The 22684-nt window shown below is 69.8% G+C and carries 18 protein-coding genes, 3 tRNA genes and 1 pseudogene; 9 read left to right on the top strand and 13 right to left on the bottom strand.

What is annotated here, in order from left to right; all coding sequences use genetic code 11:
* Positions 1–14: 14 nt before the first annotated feature.
* The 3 genes from OG892_RS21240 to OG892_RS21230 all read right to left on the bottom strand — a co-directional run bounded on the left by OG892_RS21240 (position 15) and on the right by OG892_RS21230 (position 2260).
* Complete coding sequence (locus tag OG892_RS21240) at positions 15–929, bottom strand: cytochrome c biogenesis CcdA family protein (protein WP_371629976.1); 915 nt, start codon at positions 927–929, stop codon at positions 15–17.
* A complete protein-coding gene (locus OG892_RS21235; protein ID WP_079193479.1) occupies positions 926–1756 on the bottom strand; it encodes a DsbA family protein in 831 nt (276 codons plus the stop codon). Before OG892_RS21235 ends, OG892_RS21240 begins: the two co-directional genes overlap by 4 nt.
* Before the next feature lie 66 nt (positions 1757–1822).
* Positions 1823–2260: a hypothetical protein gene (locus OG892_RS21230; protein WP_328866173.1), complete on the bottom strand. Its 438-nt coding sequence runs from the start codon at positions 2258–2260 to the stop codon at positions 1823–1825.
* Positions 2261–2426: 166 nt separating this feature from the next.
* On the opposite strand from OG892_RS21230, the gene hrpA reads away from it, so the two are divergent.
* The 3 genes from hrpA to OG892_RS21215 all read left to right on the top strand — a co-directional run bounded on the left by hrpA (position 2427) and on the right by OG892_RS21215 (position 7261).
* Positions 2427–6374: an ATP-dependent RNA helicase HrpA gene (gene hrpA / locus OG892_RS21225; RefSeq protein ID WP_371629975.1), complete on the top strand. Its 3948-nt coding sequence runs from the start codon at positions 2427–2429 to the stop codon at positions 6372–6374.
* A gap of 114 nt (positions 6375–6488) precedes the next feature.
* A tRNA-Asp gene (locus tag OG892_RS21220) sits at positions 6489–6563 on the top strand.
* A 140-nt stretch (positions 6564–6703) separates the two neighbouring features.
* Positions 6704–7261, top strand: coding sequence for a DUF6274 family protein (locus OG892_RS21215; RefSeq protein ID WP_371629974.1), 558 nt, complete (start codon positions 6704–6706; stop codon positions 7259–7261).
* Positions 7262–7776: 515 nt separating this feature from the next.
* Here OG892_RS21215 and bldC read toward each other — a convergent pair.
* The gene (bldC, locus tag OG892_RS21210; protein WP_003949541.1) at positions 7777–7983 is read right to left on the bottom strand and encodes a developmental transcriptional regulator BldC; all 207 of its coding nucleotides are present in this window, start codon (positions 7981–7983) and stop codon (positions 7777–7779) included.
* Between the two features lie 578 nt (positions 7984–8561).
* Entirely contained in the window at positions 8562–9407 is an 846-nt protein-coding gene (locus OG892_RS21205; protein ID WP_371629973.1) for a hypothetical protein, read from the bottom strand.
* Between the two features lie 181 nt (positions 9408–9588).
* Between OG892_RS21205 and OG892_RS21200 the strand changes: the two genes are divergently transcribed.
* Together OG892_RS21200 and OG892_RS21195 are read left to right on the top strand one after the other, a co-directional pair.
* Positions 9589–10689 carry a Glu/Leu/Phe/Val dehydrogenase dimerization domain-containing protein gene (locus tag OG892_RS21200; protein WP_073736541.1) on the top strand — a complete coding sequence of 367 codons (1101 nt, stop codon included), beginning with the start codon at positions 9589–9591 and terminating at the stop codon, positions 10687–10689.
* Between the two features lie 324 nt (positions 10690–11013).
* Positions 11014–11268 carry a DUF3073 domain-containing protein gene (locus OG892_RS21195; protein ID WP_073736468.1) on the top strand — a complete coding sequence of 85 codons (255 nt, stop codon included), beginning with the start codon at positions 11014–11016 and terminating at the stop codon, positions 11266–11268.
* Positions 11269–11412: 144 nt separating this feature from the next.
* On the opposite strand, the gene purM is transcribed toward OG892_RS21195, so the two are convergent.
* From purM to OG892_RS21175, 4 genes are all read right to left on the bottom strand, one after another.
* Positions 11413–12486 carry a phosphoribosylformylglycinamidine cyclo-ligase gene (gene purM, locus OG892_RS21190; protein ID WP_328866177.1) on the bottom strand — a complete coding sequence of 358 codons (1074 nt, stop codon included), beginning with the start codon at positions 12484–12486 and terminating at the stop codon, positions 11413–11415.
* Between the two features lie 60 nt (positions 12487–12546).
* The gene (purF, locus tag OG892_RS21185) at positions 12547–14073 is read right to left on the bottom strand and encodes an amidophosphoribosyltransferase (protein WP_327338096.1); all 1527 of its coding nucleotides are present in this window, start codon (positions 14071–14073) and stop codon (positions 12547–12549) included.
* Between the two features lie 555 nt (positions 14074–14628).
* Positions 14629–15429 (bottom strand): maleylpyruvate isomerase family mycothiol-dependent enzyme, encoded by an 801-nt coding sequence (locus tag OG892_RS21180; protein WP_073736465.1) that lies wholly within the window; start codon positions 15427–15429, stop codon positions 14629–14631.
* A gap of 79 nt (positions 15430–15508) precedes the next feature.
* Positions 15509–16159, bottom strand: a complete 651-nt coding sequence (locus OG892_RS21175; protein WP_073736464.1) for a TetR/AcrR family transcriptional regulator — start codon at positions 16157–16159, stop codon at positions 15509–15511.
* A gap of 271 nt (positions 16160–16430) precedes the next feature.
* On the opposite strand from OG892_RS21175, the gene OG892_RS21170 reads away from it, so the two are divergent.
* Positions 16431–17906 (top strand): MFS transporter, encoded by a 1476-nt coding sequence (locus tag OG892_RS21170; protein ID WP_371629972.1) that lies wholly within the window; start codon positions 16431–16433, stop codon positions 17904–17906.
* Here OG892_RS21170 and OG892_RS21165 read toward each other — a convergent pair.
* The 4 genes and pseudogenes from OG892_RS21165 to purS all read right to left on the bottom strand — a co-directional run.
* Positions 17894–18127 (bottom strand): annotated as a pseudogene (locus OG892_RS21165) (M23 family peptidase); the annotation flags it as partial. The gene OG892_RS21170 and the pseudogene OG892_RS21165 overlap by 13 nt on opposite strands.
* A gap of 79 nt (positions 18128–18206) precedes the next feature.
* Positions 18207–20456, bottom strand: a complete 2250-nt coding sequence (gene purL / locus OG892_RS21160) for a phosphoribosylformylglycinamidine synthase subunit PurL (protein ID WP_073736462.1) — start codon at positions 20454–20456, stop codon at positions 18207–18209.
* Positions 20453–21133 carry a phosphoribosylformylglycinamidine synthase subunit PurQ gene (gene purQ, locus OG892_RS21155; protein ID WP_073736461.1) on the bottom strand — a complete coding sequence of 227 codons (681 nt, stop codon included), beginning with the start codon at positions 21131–21133 and terminating at the stop codon, positions 20453–20455. Before purQ ends, purL begins: the two co-directional genes overlap by 4 nt.
* Positions 21130–21396 carry a phosphoribosylformylglycinamidine synthase subunit PurS gene (gene purS / locus OG892_RS21150; RefSeq protein WP_073736460.1) on the bottom strand — a complete coding sequence of 89 codons (267 nt, stop codon included), beginning with the start codon at positions 21394–21396 and terminating at the stop codon, positions 21130–21132. The genes purQ and purS overlap by 4 nt, the downstream gene beginning before the upstream one ends.
* A gap of 467 nt (positions 21397–21863) precedes the next feature.
* Here purS and OG892_RS21145 point away from each other — a divergent pair, with 467 nt between their 5' ends.
* The 3 genes from OG892_RS21145 (at position 21864) to OG892_RS21135 (ending at position 22590) form a co-directional block, all read left to right on the top strand.
* Positions 21864–22199 carry an Lsr2 family protein gene (locus OG892_RS21145; protein ID WP_199884437.1) on the top strand — a complete coding sequence of 112 codons (336 nt, stop codon included), beginning with the start codon at positions 21864–21866 and terminating at the stop codon, positions 22197–22199.
* A gap of 165 nt (positions 22200–22364) precedes the next feature.
* A tRNA-Gly gene (locus OG892_RS21140) sits at positions 22365–22436 on the top strand.
* 81 nt (positions 22437–22517) lie between these two features.
* Positions 22518–22590: transfer RNA gene (locus tag OG892_RS21135), tRNA-Gly, on the top strand.
* Positions 22591–22684 lie beyond the last annotated feature (94 nt).

Raw genomic sequence — 22684 nt, 5'->3', positions numbered from 1 at the left:
GGGCCTTCGTCGTGTCAGACACCCTCCCGGTCGGCGGTGTTCGCCTCGTCCGCAGCGGCATCGGCACTGGCAGCGGCATCAGCAGCGGCAGCGGCAGCGGCAGCGGCAGCGGCCCGGCGGCGCACAGCCCGTACCGCGAGCACCAGCAGGACCACGGCCACCACCGCGCCCAGCAGCACCCCGTCCGGCACCTGCTCGCCGACGCCCTGGGCCCACTGCTCCACGGCGAACGACTGGTCCACGTCCAGCAGTCCGGGGAGCGCGGTCGTCCCGTCGTACACCAGGAACATGGCGCCGAGCCCGATGAAGAAGAGCCCCGACAGCAGCGACGTCGTGTGCAGCTCGAAGCGGCCGATCCGCAGGACGCGCCCCCTCAGCCAGGCCCGGCGGCCCAGCTCGAACCGTTCCCAGACCAGCGCCAGCAGGAAGAGCGGCACCGCCATGCCCAGGGCGTAGACGGCGAGCAGCAGTCCGCCGTACGCCGGGCTGCCGCTGACGGCGGCCACGGTGAGCACGCTCCCGAGGATCGGCCCCGCGCAGAAGCCGGCCAGTCCGTAGACCGCGCCGAGCGCGTAGACCGATACGGCGGTCGTGGGCCGGATCCGGCCGCTGAGCGCGGCGATCCGCCGCGAGGCGAAGCCGAGCCCGACGATCTGGGCGGCGCCGAGGACGATGATCAGCCAGCCCGCGCCGAGGACGAGGGCGTCGCGGTGGCCGTAGAAGAGCCGTCCGGCGTACGAACCCGCCGCGCCCAGCGGGACCAGGGTGGTGGCCAGCCCCGCGTAGAAGATCCCGGTGCGGGCGAGCAGCCGCGAGGTGGAGTTGATGGAGTACGCGAAGAAGGCGGGGAGCAGCAGTGCGCTGCACGGGCTGAGCAGCGCCAGCAGCCCGCCGAGGAGCGCGGCGAAGTAGCCGATCCCGGCGGTCACTTCGCGGCGCCCTTGGGGTTCGCGTCCTCGCCCGCGTTGCCGGTGCTCTTCGCCCTTTCCGCCGCCTGCTCGATGGCCTGGGTGAAGGTCCGGGCCGGCTGCGCCCCGGCGATCGGGCGGCCGTTGATCAGGAACGAGGGGGTGGACGTCGCGCCGATCCCGTACCCCTGCTGCTGGTCCTTGCTCACCGCGGCCGCGGCTGCGGCGCCGTCCGCGTCGGCCTGGAAGCGGTCCAGGTCGGCCACCCCGGCCTGCTGGGCGAGCGCCTTCAGCCGGTCCTTGCCGAACCCCTTCTCCTTGACCCCTTCGCCGTAGGCGGCACGGTGGAACTGCCAGAAGCGGCCCTGCTGCCCGGCGGCCCAGGAGGCGCGCGCCGCGGCCTCGGACTCGGCGCCGAAGATCGGGAAGTTGCGCCACTCGATGCGCAGGGTGCCGTTGTCGACGTACTTCTTCACCAGGGCGGGTTCGGTGTCCCGGGCGAACTTCGCGCAGTAGCCGCACTTGAAGTCGGCGTACTCGATGAGGACGACGGGCGCGTCCGCCCGGCCCTGCGCCAGCTTGTCCCCGGCGTCGCGCCGGGCCAGCTTCGCCAGCTCGGGGTAGACGCCGGCCTCCGGGTCCGCGGTGACGTCAGCGACCGCGGCGGAGCCGGAGCCCGCGGAGTCGGGGGCGGTGGCCCGGTAGGAGACGTAGCCGAACAGGGCGGCGGCCGCGACGATCGCGGCGCCGTAGACGAGCGGCTTACGGGACCTGGCGGTCGGTTTACCGGACTTCGCGGTCGGCTTTCGGGACGGCTTCGGGGACGGCCTGGACGTGGAAACGGGCATGCGGAACTCCGGACTGGTGGTGCGGGAAGAGGGAGAGGGACGGCCGGCGCGGGGCGGGCGGTCCGTCTACACCCTCAGTACGGAGAGTTCCACCGGGCCCGGCGCTGCCGCTTCGGGCCCCCGCGGTGATATCGGCGCGGGCGGCCGGACCGGCTCGGGTCCGATGGCGGCGGGCAGGCCTCCTTCGGCGAGGCCCGGCGCCTGGTCGTGGGCCGTCCGGGCCCGGCCGGGAACGGCGGGCTCTGTGCCGTTGCGCTTTCCGTTCCTGCCGCAGCCGGGAACCCCGTGCCCGTCGTCCCCGGTCTCTGCCACGACCGGCACCCGGTCCGGCACCGCCGCCGAAGCCTCCGGACCCGCTGGACCTGCCGGACCCGCCGCCGAAGCCTCCGGACCCGCCGAAGCCGATGCCGGAGCCGTCGCGGCGACCGCCGTGGACGGTCCGCAGAACAGCCCGAGCACCACCGCCAGCGCCGCCACCAGGCAGCACCACTGCGAACGGGACACGACGGGCCTTCCGGAAGGGGAGAGCAGAGGGAGAGCGGAGGGAGATCAACTGTCCGGAATGGTACGTGCTGTGACCGTCACCGCCCCCACCCTGCGGGCCCCGTGACGGATCCCGCGCTAAATAGGTTCGCCGTTCCTCGGGCCCGGGTGAGATCCTGGAACCCGTATGTCTACTTCCTTTGCCGATCTCCAGTCCCAGCTCGGGCAGCTCTCGCTGCGCGACGCCCACCGGCTCGGCCGACGTCTCGAAGGCGCGCGCCGCATTCGTAAGCCAGAGGCCCAGCAGGGCGTGCTGGACGAGATCGCCGCCCAGGCGACCAAGGCGGCGGAGCGGCTCGCGCTGCGGGCCGGGCGGCTGCCTGCCCTCACGTACCCCGAACAGCTGCCCGTCAGCCAGAAGAAGGACGAGATCCTGGAGGCGATACGCGACCACCAGGTCGTGATCGTCGCGGGTGAGACCGGCTCGGGCAAGACCACCCAGATCCCCAAGATCTGCATGGAGCTGGGCCGTGGCGTCCGCGGCATGATCGGGCACACCCAGCCCCGCCGGATCGCCGCCCGCACGGTGGCCGAGCGGATCGCGGAGGAGCTGAAGACGCCGCTGGGCGAGGCGGTCGGCTGGAAGGTCCGGTTCACCGACCAGGTCAACCAGGACGCGACCTTCGTCAAACTGATGACGGACGGCATCCTGCTGGCCGAGATCCAGACGGACAGCGAGCTGCTCGCGTACGACACGATCATCATCGACGAGGCCCACGAGCGGTCGCTGAACATCGACTTCCTGCTCGGCTATCTGGCCCGGCTGCTGCCCAAGCGCCCGGACCTGAAGGTCGTCATCACCTCCGCGACCATCGACCCGGAGCGCTTCGCGCGCCACTTCGGCGAGGCGCCGATCGTGGAGGTCAGCGGGCGTACGTATCCGGTCGAGGTGCGCTATCGACCCCTGCTGGAAGAGGACAGCGAGGACTCCGACCGCGACCAGATCACCGCGATCTGCGACGCCGTCGACGAGCTCCAGACGGAGGGTCCGGGCGACGTCCTGGTCTTCCTCTCCGGCGAGCGGGAGATCCGTGACACGGCGGACGCGCTGGGCAAACGCAACCTCAGACATACCGAGGTGCTCCCTCTCTACGCACGTCTGTCGCACGCCGAGCAGCACCGCGTGTTCCAGCGCCACACCGGCCGCAGGGTCGTCCTCGCGACGAACGTCGCCGAGACCTCGCTGACCGTCCCCGGCATCAAGTACGTGATCGACCCGGGCAACGCCCGTATCTCCCGCTACAGCCACCGCACCAAGGTCCAGCGGCTGCCCATCGAGCGGATCTCGCAGGCCAGCGCCAACCAGCGCAAGGGCCGCTGCGGCCGTACGTCCGACGGCATCTGCATCCGGCTGTACTCCGAGGACGACTTCGTGACCCGGCCGGAGTTCACCGACCCGGAGATCCTGCGGACGAACCTGGCCTCCGTCATCCTCCAGATGACCGCGGCCGGACTGGGCGACATCGAGAAGTTCCCCTTCATCGACCCGCCGGACCACCGCAACATCCGCGACGGCGTGCAGCTCCTGCAGGAGCTGGGCGCGCTGGAGCAGGAGGAGAAGTCCCCCGGGGAGGGGAAGAAGGGGCAGCGGCTCACCCCGCTGGGGCGCAAGCTCTCCCAGCTGCCGGTGGACCCGCGCCTCGCCCGGATGGTCATCGAGGCCGAGCGCAACGGCTGTGTCCGCGAGGTCATGGTCATCGCCGCCGCGCTCTCCATCCAGGACCCGCGCGAGCGGCCGTCGGAGAAGCAGACGCAGGCCGATCAGCAGCACGCCCGGTTCAAGGACGAGACGTCGGACTTCCTCGCGTTCCTGAACCTGTGGCGCTACATCCGCGAGCAGCAGAAGGAGCGCGGCTCCTCCAGCTTTCGCCGGATGTGCAAACAGGAGTACCTGAACTTCCTGCGCATCCGTGAATGGCAGGACATCTACGCCCAGCTGCGGACGGTCGCCAAGCAGATGGGCATCGAGCTGAATGAGGACGATGCTCCCGAGCAGTCGGTGCACACCTCGCTGCTGGCCGGTCTGCTGTCGCACATCGGGCTGAAGGACACCGAGAAGAACGAGTACGTCGGGGCCCGCAACGCCAAGTTCGCGATCTTCCCCGGCTCCGCGCTCTTCAAGAAGCAGCCCCGGTTCGTGATGTCGGCGGAGCTGGTGGAGACGTCCCGGCTGTGGGCGCGGGTCAATGCCCGGGTCGAGCCCGAGTGGATCGAGCCGCTGGCCCAGCACCTGCTGAAGCGCACCTACAGCGAGCCGCACTGGGAGAAGGACCAGGCCGCGGTGATGGCGTACGAGCGGGTCACGCTCTACGGCGTACCGATCGTGGCCCAGCGCAAGATCAATTTCGGCCGTATCGACCAGGAGGCCTCGCGGGACCTGTTCATCCGCAACGCCCTGGTCGAGGGCGACTGGCGCACGCATCACCAGTTCTTCCACGACAACCGCAAGCTCCTGGGCGAGGTCGAGGAGCTTGAGCACCGGGCCCGGCGCCGCGACATCCTCGTGGACGACGAGACGCTGTTCGACTTCTACGACCAGCGGATCCCGGAGCACGTCGTCTCGGGTGCGCACTTCGACTCCTGGTGGAAGCACAAGCGCCGGGACGAGCCGGACGCGCTGGACTTCGAGCGCTCGATGCTCATCAACGAGAAGGCCGGGGACGTCACCAAGGACGACTACCCGGACTCCTGGCGGCAGGGGAAGCTCAAGTTCCGGGTGACGTACCAGTTCGAGCCCGGCGCGGACGCCGACGGCGTGACCGTCCACATCCCGCTCCAGGTGCTCAACCAGGTCACCTCCGACGGCTTCGACTGGCAGATCCCCGGGCTGCGCGAGGAAGTGGTCACCGAGCTGATCCGCTCGCTGCCCAAGCCGATCCGCCGGCACTACGTCCCCGCCCCGAACTACGCGGACAAGTTCCTGGACCGGGCCGTTCCGCTCCAGGAGCCGCTGCCGTTCACGCTGGCCCGCGAGCTCCAGCGGATGGTCGGCGTCCCGGTCACGGCCGACGACTTCGACCTGACCCGGATCCCGGACCACCTGAAGATCACCTTCCGGATCGTCGACGAACGGCGCCGCAAGGTCGCGGAGGACAAGGACCTGGAGGTGCTGCGCGTCCAGCTGCGCCCCAAGGCCCGCCAAGCGCTCTCCAAGGCCGCCGCGGCGACCGCCGGCCCCACCGGTGAGTCCATCGAGCGCTCGGGCCTCACCGACTGGACGATCGGCGCGCTGGACCGGGTCTTCGAGACGCGGCGGGCGGGCCAGCCGGTCAAGGCGTACCCGGCGCTCGTCGACCAGGAGGGAGCCGCGGCGGGCACAGTCGCCGTACGGCTCTTCGACACCGAGGCCGAGCAGCAACAGGCGATGTGGCGCGGCACCCGGAAGCTGATCCTGCTGAACATCCCGGTGAACCCGGCGAAGTTCGCGTCGGACAAGCTGACCAACCAGCAGAAGCTGGCCCTGTCCCGCAACCCGCACGGCTCCATCCAGGCGCTCTTCGACGACTGCGCGACCGCCGCCGCGGACCGGCTGATCGCCGCGCACGGAGGGCCCGCCTGGGACGAGGCGTCGTTCCGGAAGCTGTACGACAAGGTGCGCGCCGACCTGGTGGACCTGACCGTCCGCACGGTCGGCCAGGTGCAGCAGGTCCTGGCGGCCTGGCAGGCGTGCGAGCGCCGGCTGAAGGCGACCGGCAGCCTGGTCCTGATCAACAACGTCACCGACGTACGGGAGCACCTCGCCCGTCTCGTCCCGCCCGGGTTCGTCACCGCGACCGGGCTGCGCAGGCTGCCCGATCTGATGCGCTACCTGGTCGCGGAGGACCGCCGGCTCCAGCAGATGCCGACCAACGTCCAGCGCGACACCGCGCGCATGGAGAAGGTCCACGAGATGCAGGACGAGTACGCCTGGCTGCTCGAACAGCTGCCGCAGGGCAGGCCTGTTCCGCAGGAGGTCCTGGACATCCGCTGGATGATCGAGGAGCTGCGCGTGAGCTATTTCGCGCACGCGCTGGGCACCGCGTTCCCCGTCTCCGACAAGCGGATCGTGAAGGCGATCGACGCCGCGGCCCCGTAGCCGCCCGCCGGTGGCCGGGTGACCGGCCGGCCACCGGAAGTGAGGTCGACCGCACCCTCTGACCTCCTGTACAGTCTGTCTTCGCAGCCAGCCGCAAGGCAGCCGCGAAAACCTGGTCCTGTGGAGCAGTTTGGAGTGCTCGCCACCCTGTCAAGGTGGAGGCCGCGGGTTCAAATCCCGTCAGGACCGCAGTAACGAAAGCCCGGATCCCCTGGATCCGGGCTTTCGCGCGTATTGACTCCGGTGCCCGCCGACGAGTACTCAGAAAACAGGGGCTGCCCCTGTTTTCTCGGCGCGGGGCAGCGCGCATCCACCGGGAGGTGGCGCGGATGGCGGCATCCACGGACGAGGGGTTCCGGAGCGACGCGTTCGGGACGGCCACGGCAGGCGCGGCGGGGATGGCAGACGCGGCGGGCACGACGGGCACAGCGGCCACGGCAGGCGTGGCGGGGACAGCGGTTACGACGGGCTCGGCGGCTACCGCGGGCTCGGCGGTCACCGCGGGCATCCGTGAACCGGTCCGGCGCCGGACGGCCGCACGGCGTACGCCCCGGCACGAGATCCGCGCCCTGCTGCGCGCCCATCTGGCGGCCGCCACCGGCTATCGCCACCTCACCCGGCACTGCGCGGTCTGCGCCCGGCTGCTGCGGCTCGCCATGGAGCCCGTGACGGCCCCTCCGGCGCCCGGACCGGCCGGGGAGCCAGCCGGTCCGTCCGGGCCGCCCAGCGGGCCCCAGGAGGGGCCTCTGCGGGCCGCCGGGGCGCCCCCTGGCGATACCTCGCCGCCGCCGCGCGCCGACGTACCGTCAGCGGGAGCTTCAGCACCGGTCCGCGCGGGCCGGTCCACCGCCCGGTGGGCGAAGGACGAAAGTCCCCCCGCCACGTGACCAATGGCGCACTCTCGCGCCCCTATGCAGTGGCAGGCTCGTACTTGGCAAGAGTCATGCCGTGTGACGGGTGTCACCGAATCAGTTTTGAGAAGGGGTGGCCTTACACCCTTCCTACAACTGGCGAATTTAATATGTGCAATTGCACCACTCCGACGGGAGCCGCCCATGAGCCCCCGAACCGCCCCGGCCCGACCTTCCCGGGACGAGGTCGCACAGTCCCGCACAGACCCGAGCAAGCCCGCACGAGAACCGTCCGGAGCCAACCGGGCGTCCGGTTTCCCCGCGCCCGAACGGGCAGGACATCGCGGACCGGGGCCCGGATCGCGGCCGGCCGCGTACGCACAAAAAAAGATCGCGCTGGACCCGGCGGAGTCCAGCGCGATCTGACGACGTGACCTGCATGGCACAGGTACGGCGCCCGTTGGGGCGGGCGCCCGTCATATGGAGCTATGGGTGGGCCAGTCGGGTTGGGGGACCCAAAAGCCCAGTTGTGCTGCGGCGACAGGGGTTTTTCAGGCCTCGCTGCGCTGCTGCGGAATACCCGCAAGCAGTGCGCGGACCTCTGCCTCGCGGTACCGGCGATGTCCACCGAGCGTGCGGATGGACGTGAGCTTGCCTGCCTTGGCCCAACGGGTAACCGTCTTCGGGTCCACGCGGAACATCGTGGCAACCTCAGCCGGGGTCAGCAGCGGCTCGGCATCAGGGGTGCGAGCGGTCATGAGCGGCCTCCTCGGGAGAACCGAACCATCTCGGTTCTTTCCTCTAAATTCTGCACCTTGACCCACGTTGCCCGAAATGGCGGACGCGGGCCGAGTCGGTTATAGGACGAACGGCTTGTCCTCGGCACTACAACTACACCATCCGTCCAGCCACGTCGGCCAAACCGATGGAATTGCCCTCCCAGGTGTTCATCAGCGACGGAAGCCGATGGACCATGCCATAGCGGACAGTCACACCGCCGTGACGATCAGTCACAGGGTGATCAGGAGTCGTCAGACCCCCCATAGAGCGCAATACAGAGCACTTCGCCCTTAATTGGACGAACAGAGTCCTCCCCGGACTCCTTGTCCTATTTTGGCACGAGGAGTAGGTAAGGACGCAAGGGCCCCGTAAGTGCTATCCATCACGCTTGAGGCAAAGGCCCGGTTCGGGACGTAGGTCCTAAGACAACGGAAGTACGCTTCCGCCTCTTCACCCTCACGTGTCACACGGGACGCAGGTTCACCGATCGTCAGTTCGCCTTCAGTTCGCCGAGCAGCCGCTGTCAGACCGCCGCCGGACCGCTGTCAGACCGCCGTCAGTTCGCGAACTGACGGTCCCTGACGGACCTCCAGCGCTCCGAGAGGCGGGAGTACGCCTCGCTCGCCCCCTCGCCGTCACCGGCCCGCAGTGCCGCGATGCTCTCGGCGACATCGGCGGCGCTCCGGTCCTCGGCCAACTGCTTCGCCGACAGGGCGTGCACCAGCCCGCCGTAGTCCAGCTCGACCAGGGCGCGCGGATGGAACTCCTCCAGCCAGCGGCCGACGTCCACCAGGCCCTCGGTGAGCGGTCCCTCGTCCATCGTCTCGCGCAGCGTCTTCAGCGCCCGCGCCAGCCGGCGGCGTGCCTGGACCATCGGCGTCCGGTACCGCAGCACGGCCGGCTCGCCGTCCTCGCCCGCCGCCCGGTACTCGCGCTCCTCGTCCGAGACGAGGACGAACCAGCGCACCGGGACCTGCCACACCGCCGTCCTGATCCAGGGCCGGGCGTCCGGATTGCGCTCCGCCCAGCGCTCGTGATCGGCGACGGCCTGCCCGCGCACCACCGGCGGCAGCACCGCGTCGAGCACCGGCCCGGGGAACATGTCCGCGAGCCCGTCCAGCGCCAGCCAGCCGCGCAGCCGGGTCCGCCACGGGCAGACGCACACCACCCCGTCCACCTCCGCGACGAACGCGTCGGCGCTCTCGTGGGCCGGCACACCGACCGGCGGGGTCGCCGCCAAGTCGGCCAGCGAACGGCGCAGTTCGTCCTGGGCCGTGGGGATCAGGTCACGGCCCGCGTAGCGCGCCCAGTGGGCGCGCTCGGCCTCCGGGAAGGCGGCCAGTGGCTCGTAGACCCGGAGGTAGGACGCGTATGGGACGAGCACCGAAGACACCACCGACATGCAGCGATCGTGTCACGCCCGTACTCCGGACGTGGGTGATCCGCTCCACTGGATCAGATCTCCGCCGGTGCGGGACGAGCGGCCTTAAGCTCGTGCCACGGACCGTCCGCGCCGGGCGGTCCGGGGCTCTCCCCACCTTCAGGAGGGCCTTTCCGCCGCTTCGTAATTGGGAGTCACCACAGTGACCGATGTGACCGGCGAGCCTGTAGACGCACTGCACACCCTGTTCCACTCGGATCAGGGTGGCCACGAACAAGTCGTGCTCTGTCAGGACCGTGCCAGCGGCCTCAAGGCCGTGATCGCCATCCACTCCACCGCCCTCGGCCCGGCCCTGGGCGGTACCCGTTTCTATCCGTACGCCTCCGAGCAGGCGGCCGTCGCGGACGCGCTGAACCTCGCGCGCGGCATGTCGTACAAGAACGCCCTGGCCGGACTCGACCACGGGGGCGGCAAGGCCGTCATCATCGGGGACCCGGAAGCCTTCGAGGGCGACCGGCGGACCGAACTGCTGCTGGCCTACGGCAGGGCCGTGGCCTCGCTCGGCGGCCGCTACGTGACGGCCTGCGATGTCGGCACGTACGTCGCCGACATGGACGTCGTGGCCCGCGAGTGCCGCTGGACCACCGGCCGCTCCCCCGAGAACGGCGGTGCCGGCGACTCCTCCGTGCTCACCGCGTTCGGCGTCTTCCAGGGCATGCGGGCCTCGGCCCAGCACCTCTGGGGCGACCCGACGCTGCGTGGCCGGAAAGTGGGGGTCGCCGGAGTCGGCAAGGTCGGCCACCACCTGGTCGAGCACCTGCTGGCGGACGGCGCGCAGGTCACGGTCACCGATGTGCGCGAGGAGTCCGTGCGCCGGATCACCGAGAAGCACCCCGGGGTCGCCGTGGCGGCGGACACCGAGGCGCTGATCCGCAGCGAGGGCCTGGACATCTACGCCCCGTGCGCGCTCGGCGGCGCGCTGAACGACGACACCGTCCCGGTGCTCACCGCCTCCGTGGTGTGCGGCGCGGCCAACAACCAGCTCGCGCACCCGGGTGTGGAGAAGGATCTGGCGGACCGCTCGATCCTCTACGCCCCCGACTACGTGGTGAACGCCGGCGGCGTCATCCAGGTCGCGGACGAGCTGCACGGCTTCGACTTCGACCGGTGCCGGTCCAAGGCGGCGAAGATCTTCGACACCACGCTGGCCATATTCGCACGTGCGAAGAGTGATGGAATTCCGCCGGCCGCGGCGGCCGACCGGATCGCCGAGCAGCGGATGGCCGACGCCGCCCGCCGCTGACCATCGCCGACCGCGCCGGGGGCCCTACGGAGCGCCATCCCCTGCGCAGAGCCTGCTGTACCCGCCGGTCGGGGAGACATGCCTCACCCCGGTCGGCGGGTCGCATGCCCAGAAGAGGTTAAAATCGCAGTTGACCAGCGAGGACAGAGCCCCTCGCGGGTCCTCTTCCGGGGCGTGTGACGCGGGCGGCGTACCGTATGGCCGCGGAAGCAGGTACCGTTGAAGCTCTACAGGCGCGGTCTCTCTGTCGAGAGTCCGTCCTGAAACATGAACGCGTGTCAAGACTCTGGGGCCATCGAGCCCCGTCACCGAGGGGGTCGAGCCATGGGGCGCGGCCGGGCAAAGGCCAAGCAGACCAAGGTCGCCCGTCAGCTGAAGTACAGCAGCGGCGGGACTGACCTGTCGCGTCTGGCCAATGAGCTGGGCGCATCACCTTCGAGTCAACCACCGAACGCAGAGCCGTTCGAGGACGACGACGAGGAAGATGACCCGTACGCACAGTACGCGGATCAGTACAACGACAAGGACGAGGACGAGGACGACCAGTCCGGTCCGTCGTCACAGCGCCGCGGCGCTTGACCTCGCGCTGACACATCAACCCGGTCCGGGCCTGTCCCGGACCGGGTTCTGTGCTGTCCCGGTCCGGGACGGCCGCCGTCCACGGCCGCCGGACGGGCCATGTCGACCCGCCCGGCGTCCGGGACCGGCTGCCGTGCTCGCGCTTCAGCGCGCGTACCCGCCCACGAGCTCCGCGCCCGTCGCGTGCGTGCCGCGCTCGGTGATCTCACCGGCGATCCAGGAGTCGACGCCTCGGTCGGCCAGGGTCGTCAGGGCCGCGTCGGCCGACTCCGCCGGGACGATCGCGATCATGCCGACGCCCATGTTGAGCGTCTTCTCCAGCTCCAGCCGCTCGACCTGACCTGCCTTGCCGACGAGGTCGAAGACCGCGCCGGGCGTCCAGGTGGAGCGGTCCACCGTGGCGTGCAGGCCGTCGGGGATGACCCGGGCCAGGTTGTTGGCCAGGCCGCCGCCGGTGACGTGGCTGAAGCCGTGCACCTCGGTCGTACGGGTCAGCGCCAGGCAGTCCAGCGAGTAGATCCTGGTCGGCTCCAGGAGCTCCTCGCCGAGCGTCCGGCCGAACTCCTCGACCTCGCGGTCCAGCGTCCAGCCGGCCCGGTCGAAGACGACGTGGCGGACGAGCGAGTACCCGTTGGAGTGAAGCCCGGACGACGCCATCGCGATGACGGCGTCACCCTTGCGGATGCGGTCCGGCCCCAGCAGCAGGTCGGCCTCCACCACTCCGGTACCGGCACCGGCGACGTCGAAGTCGTCCGGGCCGAGCAGACCGGGGTGCTCGGCGGTCTCGCCGCCGACCAGGGCGCAGCCCGCCAGCACACAGCCTTCGGCGATGCCCTTCACGATGGCCGCGACACGCTCGGGGTGCACCTTGCCGACGCAGATGTAGTCGGTCATGAAGAGCGGCTCCGCGCCGCAGACGACCAGGTCGTCGACGACCATGCCGACGAGGTCGTGGCCGATCGTGTCGTACACGCCCATCTGGCGGGCGAGGTCGACCTTGGTGCCGACACCGTCGGTGGCGGAGGCGAGCAGCGGACGCTCGTAACGCTTGAGGGCCGAGGCGTCGAAGAGTCCGGCGAAGCCGCCGAGGCCGCCGAGGCCCGCGACCTCGGGGCGCTGGGTCTTCTTCACCCACTCCTTCATCAGCTCGACGGCACGGTCGCCGGCCTCGATGTCGACGCCCGCTGCCGCGTAGGAAGCACCTGTTGTCTCAGACATTGCCTGGGATCTTTCGTGTGGAGATACGGGGCTGGTGGGAAGGCTGCCGGACGGTCCGGGTCACGGACGGCGCAGCGCGTCGGCCGCGGCGGTCGCCGCAGGGCCTGCCGCCAGCTCGGTCTCCAGCAGCTGCTTGCCGAGCAGCTCCGGGTCCGGAAGCTCCATCGGGTACTCGCCGTCGAAGCAGGCGCGGCAGAGATTCGGCTTGTCGATCGTCGTCGCCTCGATCATCGCGTCGATCGAGATGTACGAGAGCGAGTCGGCCCCCATCGACTTGGCGATCTCGTCGACCGACATGCCGTTGGCGATCAGCTCGGCGCGGGTCGCGAAGTCGATGCCGAAGAAGCACGGCCACTTCACCGGCGGGGACGAGATCCGGATGTGGATCTCGGCGGCGCCCGCCTCGCGGAGCATCCGGACCAGCGCGCGCTGGGTGTTGCCGCGGACGATCGAGTCGTCGACGACCACCAGGCGCTTGCCCTTGATGACTTCCTTGAGCGGGTTCAGCTTGAGCCGGATGCCCAGCTGCCGGATGGTCTGTGACGGCTGGATGAAGGTCCGGCCGACGTAGGCGTTCTTGACCAGCCCGACGCCGAACGGGATTCCGCTGGCCTCCGCGTAACCGACTGCGGCGGGGGTGCCGGATTCCGGCGTCGCTATGACCAGATCGGCCTCGACCGGGGCCTCTGCCGCCAGCTTGCGGCCCATCTCCACGCGGGAGAGGTAGACGTTCCGCCCGGCGATGTCGGTGTCGGGGCGGGCCAGGTACACGTACTCGAAGACGCAGCCCTTGGGCTTCGCTTCCGCGAACCGGGAGGTGCGCAGGCCGTTCTCGTCGATGGCGACGAGCTCGCCGGGCTCGATCTCGCGGACGAAACTGGCACCGCAGATGTCGAGGGCGGCGGACTCGGAGGCCACCACCCAGCCGCGCTCCAGCCGGCCGAGCACCAGCGGGCGGATGCCCTGCGGGTCACGGGCGGCGTAGAGGGTGTGCTCGTCCATGAAGACGAGGGAGAAGGCGCCCTTCACCTCGGGAAGCACCTTGGTGGCTGCGTCCTCGATGGTGAGCGGCTTGCCGTCGTCGTCGGTCTGGCCGGCGAGCAGCGCGGTCACCAGATCGGTGTCGTTGGTCGCGGCGACCTGAGTGGCCCGGCCGTCCTTGCGCGGGAGGTCTGCGACCATCTCGGCGAGCTGGGCCGTATTGACCAGGTTGCCGTTGTGACCCAGGGCGATCGAGCCGTGCGCGGTCGCACGGAACGTCGGCTGCGCGTTCTCCCACACCGAGGCACCGGTGGTGGAGTAGCGGGCATGGCCGACCGCGATATGGCCCTGGAGCGATCCCAGAGAAGTTTCGTCGAAGACCTGCGAGACCAGTCCCATGTCCTTGAAGACCAGGATCTGCGACCCGTTGCTCACTGCGATGCCCGCGGACTCCTGTCCACGGTGCTGCAGGGCATACAGTCCGAAATAGGTGAGCTTGGCGACCTCTTCGCCCGGAGCCCAGACACCGAAGACGCCGCAAGCGTCCTGGGGGCCTTTCTCTCCGGGGAGCAGGTCGTGGTTGAGTCGTCCATCACCACGAGGCACGCCACCGAGTGTAGGCGAGATCGACCACTGGTCCGAATGGGGACACCCGGCCGGAGCCCGGGGCGAACGCCCTCACAGCCGCCCCCGATCACCACAGGAGCGGTCACACAGGGTGATCGCCGCGTGAGGGCGGGCGGTGCGTATCGGGGGCCGGAGCACAGTCGTCGCCCGGATCAGCGGCGGATTGCCGACCGGTTCCGGCCGTCCTGCCCGGGACCCGACGGACCGGATCGTGGCACTCCGTTAGCCGGCCCCCGGTGCCGTTCGAGGGGGTGGCCGAACGCTCGTTTCGTGGTGAGCCTCACACCGGGACGCCTGTGCGGGACCTGTACGGGGTCTGCGCGGAGACCGGTATGCGGCATCTGAGGTTGGGGGCGGGGTGCGGGGGCGGGGTGGGCTTCGGGGCTTCGGGAGGGCCTCAGCGGTCGTGATGTCGCAGACCGGGCGGTCGGTCTGCGAACCGGCCGTGGCCGGCCTGACTGATCCGGTTCACGTCAGCCGGTCGGACCGTGCGGTCGCCGGGTCGTCCGGTCGCCCCCGGCCCCTCCCGGGTCGTCAGCCCATCAGCGGCAGCAGTGCGGCGAGGTCGGCCCGTTCGCCACTGGCGCTGACCTTCGCGGCGTCGAGGGCCTGCGCCCACTCGGTCCGGCCGGTGGCCAGTCGGAACCAGGTGACCGGATCGGTCTCGACGACGTTGGGCGGGGTGCCCCTGGTGTGCTTCGGGCCCTGGACGCACTGGACGACGGCGAACGGCGGGACCCGCACCTCGACCGAGCCGCCCGGCGCCTTCTCCGCCAGCGCGTCGGCGAGCAACCGGGTGCAGGCGGCCAGGGCCTGGCGGTCGTAGGGGATGTCGAGCCCCGCCGCCTCGTTGAGGTCGTACGTGTGGACGACCAGCTCCACGGTCCGGGTGACCAGGAAGTCCCCGAGCCGCATCACGCCGACCCGGGTGGGCAGCAAGCGGTCGTCGGAGGCATCGGCCACGAGCGCCTCGAAGCGGTCCGCCACCTCCCCGTACAGCGCGTCCGGATCCGGGTGGTCCGCGGCCGACTCCGCCGTGTCGTACGCGATCCGCCCGGCCCGCCCGGCGGTGGAGAACGGCCACTCCAGGAGCGTGACCTCGGGCTTGGCGAGGGCCGGCTCGGGGAGTTCCAGGTTCCGGCTGACGTGCGAGAGCGCCATGGTCAGATGAACGGCCAGCTCACGGACCGTCCAGCTGCCGAGGCCGCTCGGGCCCTCCAGCTGCTGGGCCGTCAGTGCGGCGACGGCTGCTCGGACATGGGCGAACTGCGCCAGGACCGCGGTGCGGGTCCTGGCCGGGTCGTAGCGGCGGGCGCGCTTCTGGGACGGCGGCATGACGAGGAGCCTACGGCTTCACCGCCGGGCTCTGCCGGGACTTGGCGCGGGGCCGGGGACCCGGGACCTGGCGAGAGACTCAGCCGCCGCCCCGGGGCCGGGTCGCGTAGTCGCCCAGCCCCTTTTCGAGCAGGTCGAAGCCGCGCCCGGCGATCACCACGGCGTCCGTGGCGATCTCCTCGACCGACTCCCCGGCCAGCAGCCGCCGGTGGTTCTCGGTGATCAGGGCGTTGCGGGTGCCGATGAGCTGGGAGGCCACGATGCACGCGATCGCCGGCTCCTCACCCTCCTCGACCAGGACGTCGGTCAGCTGATCGAAGGAGAGGACGAAGAAGGCATGGGCCCGGGTGAGCAGTGAGGGCGTCTGCTGGATCAGCTGAAGGATCCCGAGCGCCACGGGCGAATCGCTCATCCCCACCGAGGCGTCCCGGTCCCCGAGGGCGGTCAGGAAGTGGCGGCGCACGGCGGCCACCGCGGACTCGCCGGGCTCCCGGTCCCGCACCACCCGGGCGACGTCACCGATGTGTTCCTCCATCGGCGCGAAGACCAGGTCCTCTTTGCTGTCGAAGTAGTTGAAGACCGTCATCTTCGACACGTCGGCCGCCTCAGCGATCTCCGCGACCGAGACCTGGTCGAAGCCGCGCTCGGTGAAGAGCTTCGTGGCTTCGCTCAGCAGACGGCGTCGCGTCTGGATCTTCTTGCGCTCACGCAGGCTCAGCCCCTCGGTCATGACATGAGTGTACCAGGATGAAACTTAATCCCGGGCGAAAACTTGACTCGGTATATTTAAATGGTGAGAGTGGTACCGACCACAGCGGCGCCATGCCGCTCCGGAGGGGAGCACCGCCATGCCCGAAACGATGACCGGGACCGGGACGCCGGCCGAACCAGCCGGCACAGCCGGAAGGGCCGGAAGGGCCGACCGGGCCGCCGGAGTGCCCCCGACCGGCAGTCGGCGGAACGGCAGCAGTCGGCCCGCCGGCCGGAACCGCACGATCGGTTTGGTCCTCTGCATCACCACGATCCTGCTGGCCGTACTCGACTCGAACATCGTTTCCTCAGCGACCGTGCCGATCGTCCGCGACCTCGATCCGGTCCACGGCGTCGACCGGATCGCGTGGTTGATCGCCAGTTACCAACTCGCCGCGACCGCCGCGCTCCCCCTGTACGGGAAGCTCTGCGACTCACTCGGCTCGAAGAACGTGTTCATCGGTGCGCTCGCCACCTTTCTGGCCGGATCGGCCGTGTGCGGAATGGCCCAGTCCATGGGCGAACTGATCGCCGCCCGCGCCCTTCAGGGCATCGGCGGCGGCGGCCTGATGAGCGTCACCATGGTCGTCCTGCGCGAACTCACAGCACCGCCGAAGGCCGACGCCGAGGCCAGTGGCGAGACCAGCAGCAAGGCCAGCGGCAAGGCCGACAGGGGCGAGAAGGGCGGCAACATCGGCGGGGTCATCGCCGGGGCGGGAATGGCGCTCGGACCCTGGATAGGCGGAACCCTCTCCGACCACGCCGGGTGGCGGTGGATCTTCTACGTCAACCTTCCGGTCGGCATCGCCGTGCTCGTCGCGGCCATCATCCTGCTGAGGCTCCCCACCCGCACCACGCGTCGTCGCATCGACTTCCTCGGCGCCGGACTCGCCGCCGCCTTCTCCACCGCACTGCTCCTGGTCACCGAGTGGGGCGGGCAGCAGTACGCCTGGTCCTCGCCGCTGATCGCGGGCCTGCTCGCCACCACCGCCGTCTCCCTCGGGCTCTTCCTGTGGCGCCAGGCGACCGCGGCCGAACCGATCCTTCCGCTCTCCCTGTTCACCGTCCGGGCCATCCGGAACGGCTTCGCCATCCAGGGGCTGGTCGGCGCCGCGATGATGGGCTCGATCGTCTACGTCATGATCTACCTCCAGGTCGTACGCGGTGTCGCCGCTTCGTCGGCCGGGCTCTTCCTGATCCCGATGGCCGTCGGCATGGCGGTGGTCGGTCTCGTCTCCGGGCGTCTCGTCGCGGCCGGCTGGTCACAGAAGACCTTCGTCGTCAGTGGCACGGTCATGGCCTCCGCAGCCCTCGGCCTGCTCGCCACCCTCACCACGGACACCGGCCTGTGGACGGTGCGTGGCGCGATGCTGTTGATGGGACTGGGCTTCGGCCAGCTCGTCGGGCAGCTCATCCAGCTGGTCCAGGACACCGCCCCGGCCCACCAACTGGGGGTGGCCACCACCGGAGTCCGCTTCTTCCAGACCCTCGGCAGCGCCCTGGGGGCTGCCGTCTTCGGCACCGTGCTGAGCCGGGTGTACGCGTCCCGCGGACCGGGCGGCCCCACCGGCGGGATCAGCGAGCTGACGGGAGCCGCCCACCGGCAGGCACTGCACGCCTTCTCCTCGTCGACCGACGTGGTGTTCTGCTGCGCCACCGGCGTGATGATCGTCGCGGTGTTCCTGGCCACCCGGCTGCCCGGGGCCGTCCGGGCTCAGGAGACCTGAGCCCCTCCCGATTCCCCGGCCGTTTCTCCGGTGGGAGTTCCGTGAGCAGCTGCCCCGACCGTGAATATCTCGCCGCTGGAAGGAACGCCCGCACCCCGCCGGGTGAATGGAATTCCGCCCGCCGCATCCAGGTCCGGATCGTCCATCAGCTGGAAATGCACATGCGGTTCGGTGGAATTCCCGGAGTTTCCGCACTCGGCGAGAGCCTGCCCGGCCACGACTACTGCACGCAGAAGCCCCCGCCCGTTCGGACCGGGCGGGGGCTTCTGCGTGCAGTAGTCGTGCAGTGGTTCGGCGTACCTACGCGAGCAGCGCGGGGATCGTCCCCTCGTGCGCCGTACGGAGCTCGCTCAGCGGGATGCTGAATTCGCCCTGGACCTCGATCTCCTCGCCGTCCACGACACCGATCCGGACCACGGGCAGACCCCGCGCCCCGCACATGTCGTTGAAGCGGAGCTCCTCGCTGCGCGGGATCGAGACGATCGCGCGTCCCGCCGACTCGGAGAACAGGAAGGTGAACGCGTCCAGGCCGTCCGGCACGACCAGCCGGGCGCCCTTCCCGCCGCGCAGGCAGGACTCGGTCACCGCCTGGACCAGACCGCCGTCGGACAGGTCGTGCGCCGCGTCGATCATGCCGTCGCGGGAGGCCGAGATCAGGATCTCGCCGAGCAGCTTCTCGCGGCCCAGGTCGACCTTGGGCGGCATGCCGCCGAGGTGCTGGTGGACGACCTCGGACCAGGCCGAGCCGCCGAACTCCTCGCGCGTGTCACCGAGCAGGTAGAGGAGCTGGCCCCCTTCCGCGAAGGCGACCGGCGTACGCCGGTTCACGTCGTCGATCACGCCGAGCACGGCCACGACCGGCGTCGGGTGGATCGCCGTCTCGCCCGTCTGGTTGTACAGCGACACGTTGCCGCCGGTGACCGGGGTGCCCAGCTCCAGGCAGCCGTCCGCCAGACCACGGGTGGCCTCGGCGAACTGCCACATGACGTCCGGGTCCTCGGGCGAACCGAAGTTCAGGCAGTCCGAGATCGCGAGCGGCTTGGCGCCGGAGGCGGCGACGTTGCGGTACGACTCCGCCAGCGCGAGCTGCGCGCCGGTGTACGGGTCGAGCTTCGCGTACCGGCCGTTGCCGTCGGTCGCCATGGCCACGCCGAGGTTGGACTCCTCGTCGACGCGGACCATTCCGGCGTCCTCGGGCATCGCGAGCACGGTGTTGCCCTGCACGAACCGGTCGTACTGGTCCGTGATCCAGGACTTCGACGCCTGGTTCGGGGAGGAGACCAGCGCCAGCACCTGCTCGCGCAGCTCGGCGCCGTTCGCCGGCCGGGCCAGCTTCCCGGCGTCGTCGGCCTGCAGCGCGTCCTGCCAGGACGGGCGGGCGAACGGGCGGTGGTACGTCGGGCCCTCATGGGCGACGGACCGCGGCGGCACGTCCACGATCTGCTCGCCGTGCCAGAAGATCTCCAGCTGCGAGCCCTCGGTCACCTCACCGATGACGGTGGCGATGACGTCCCACTTCTCGCAGATCTCCAGGAAGCGGTCCACGTGCTGCGGCTCGACGATCGCGCACATGCGCTCCTGCGACTCGCTCATGAGGATTTCCTCGGGCGAGAGGGAGGAGTCGCGCAGCGGGACGGTGTCCAGCTCGACGCGCATACCGCCCGAACCGGCCGAGGCCAGCTCGGAGGTGGCACAGGAGAGCCCGGCGCCGCCGAGGTCCTGGATGCCCGCGACGAGCTTCTCCTTGAAGATCTCCAGGGTGCACTCGATGAGGAGCTTCTCCTGGAAGGGGTCACCGACCTGGACGGCCGGGCGCTTGGCCGGACCGGTCGAGTCGAAGGTCTCGGAGGCCAGCACCGAGACGCCGCCGATACCGTCGCCGCCGGTGCGGGCGCCGTAGAGGATCACCTTGTTGCCGGGGCCGGAGGCCTGGGCCAGGTGGATGTCCTCGTGCTTCATCACGCCGATGCAGCCGGCGTTGACGAGCGGGTTGCCCTGGTAGCAGGCGTCGAAGACGACCTCGCCGCCGATGTTCGGCAGGCCCAGGCAGTTGCCGTAACCGCCGATGCCCGCGACGACACCCGGCAGGACGCGCCTGGTGTCGGGGTGGTCGGCCGCGCCGAAGCGCAGCGGGTCGACGACCGCGACCGGGCGGGCGCCCATGGCGAGGATGTCGCGGACGATGCCGCCGACGCCGGTGGCCGCGCCCTGGTAGGGCTCGATGTAGGACGGGTGGTTGTGCGACTCGACCTTGAAGGTGACCGCGTAACCCTGGCCGATGTCGACCACACCGGCGTTCTCGCCGATGCCGACGAGCATCGCGTCGTTGGCCGGGACCTTCTCGCTGAACTGCTTGAGATGGACCTTGCTGCTCTTGTAGGAGCAGTGCTCGGACCACATCACGGAGTACATGGCGAGCTCGGCGCCGGTGGGGCGGCGGCCCAGGATCTCGCGGACCCGGGCGTACTCGTCCTCCTTGAGGCCGAGCTCCTTCCAGGGCTGCTCGGTGTCCGGGGTTTCGGCCGCGTGCTCGACCGTGTCCAGGCTCATGCGTTGACCAGCTTCTTGATGATCGAGGTGAAGAATCCGAGACCGTCGGTGCGACCGGTGCCGATCAGCGGCTCGACGGCGTGCTCCGGGTGCGGCATCAGACCGACGACGTTGCCCGCGGCGTTGGTGATGCCGGCGATGTCGCGCAGCGAGCCGTTGGGGTTGACGTCCACGTAGCGGAACGCGACGCGGCCCTCGGCCTCCAGCTCGTCGAGCGTGTGCTCGTCGGCGGTGTAGCGGCCGTCCATGTTCTTGAGCGGTACGGAGATCTCCTGGCCCTCTGAGTAGTCCGAGGTCCAGGCGGTACCGGCGTTCTCGACGCGCAGCTTCTGGTCGCGGCAGATGAAGTGCAGGTGGTTGTTGCGCAGCATCGCGCCGGGCAGCAGGTGCGCCTCGGTGAGGATCTGGAAGCCGTTGCAGATGCCGAGAACCGGCATGCCCGCCTTCGCCTGCTCGATCACGGTCTCCATGACGGGCGAGAAGCGGGAGATGGCTCCGGCCCGCAGGTAGTCGCCGTAGGAGAAACCGCCCGCCAGGATGACCGCGTCGACCTGGTGCAGATCCTTGTCGCGGTGCCACAGCGAAACGGGTTCGGCGCCCGCCACCCGTACGGCCCGCAGGCTGTCCTGGTCGTCGAGGGTGCCCGGAAAGGTGACGACTCCGATACGAGCAGTCACTTCGACTCCTCGGCCTTCTCCACCTTCACGGTGAAGTCCTCGATGACGGTGTTGGCGAGGAACGTCTCGGCCATCTCGTGAATGCGGCTGAGAGCGGCCTCGTCGACCGGCCCCTCGACCTCCAGCTCGAAACGCTTTCCCTGACGTACGTCCGCGATTCCCTCGAAGCCGAGACGGGGCAGCGCACGCTGCACAGCCTGTCCCTGCGGGTCGAGGATCTCGGGCTTGAGCATGACGTCGACTACGACGCGTGCCACTGGCACTCCCGGTGTGGTGGTGTGGTGCGGCTGTTTCTCCGGGGGGTTCCCCAGGACCCCCGCGGGTCCCCTCAGCGTACCTGTCCCGAAATTCTACGCGGGTAGATATGGAACGGCCCTGATCGCACCGGGATCAGGCGGGGATCGCGCCCTGATCGCGCCGGGATCACGCAGCAATATGGGCGGCAGATGTCGCGGTGGATGTGGCAGCAGATGCGGCAGCGGATGTCCCGGCCGGTGCGGAAAATCCTGCGACAAAAATCCCCACCAGCCGCACGGATAGCAGACTGACACGCGCACGTAATTGGGTGGGCTTCACAATGCGGCACTCATCGCTGTACAAATGATTAGCGGGGAAAGCAGTATTGCCCCGGAACGGCCGGCAACAGTCGGCCCTCATCCGCGCTCACAGCCGGAAGGCCGGCATCCGCGCATGTCAGACGCGCAGATGCCGCAGGAAAGGACCGATATCCGTGGCGCAGCGCGTAGTGGTCACACTCTCCGACGACATCGACGGGGGAGCGGCAGCGGAAACGGTCACCTTCGCGCTGGACGGGAAGTCGTACGAGATCGACCTCAATCCGTCCAATGCAAAGAAACTGCGCAAGGCCCTGGCCCCGTACGTGGCGGCCGGCCGGAAGCAGACAAATGCCAGCAAGCACGGCAAGGTTCCCGTCTCGTACCGGCACACCTCGCTCGCGCCCGACCCGGCGGCCGTACGCGCCTGGGCCCGGTCGCACCGGATGGAGGTGCCGGCCCGCGGCCGGATTCCCAAGAAGGTCTACGAGGCGTTCCAGGAAGCCAGTTGAGTCGAGGCGCCGGGCGGCCGGTGCCTGACGCGGGCCTCACGCCGCCCGGCACCGGCCGCTTCGACGCCACCTCGCGGGAGCCGACTTGCGCGACACCCCCGCAGGTCGGCTAGAGTCTGGAGCACGCCGAAGGGCAAGGCCGAAAAGCCGGACCTCAAGCAGCGTGCGGGTGTAGTTCAGTAGTAGAACATCCCCCTTCCAGGGGGAAGGCGCAGTGTGCAATTCCTGTCACCCGCTCTGCATCACTCTTCCTCGACCACTCCGGTGGATCGGGTAGAGTAGTGCTCGCTCCACCGGTGAAAGCCGAGTGGCTGCAATGCGGACGTAGCTCAGTTGGTAGAGCGCAACCTTGCCAAGGTTGAGGTCGCCAGTTCGAACCTGGTCGTCCGCTCAGAGAAGCAAGAAGCCCCCGGCCTTTCGACCGGGGGCTTCTTCATGTACCCAGGGCTTCTTCGTGTGCCGCGGGCTTCTTCGTGTCTCGCGGG

Source organism: Streptomyces sp. NBC_00341, assembly GCF_041435055.1.
GTDB lineage: Bacteria > Actinomycetota > Actinomycetes > Streptomycetales > Streptomycetaceae > Streptomyces.
Note: the sequence above shows the minus strand (reverse complement) of the source record. Positions and strands in the feature narration are given on the sequence as shown.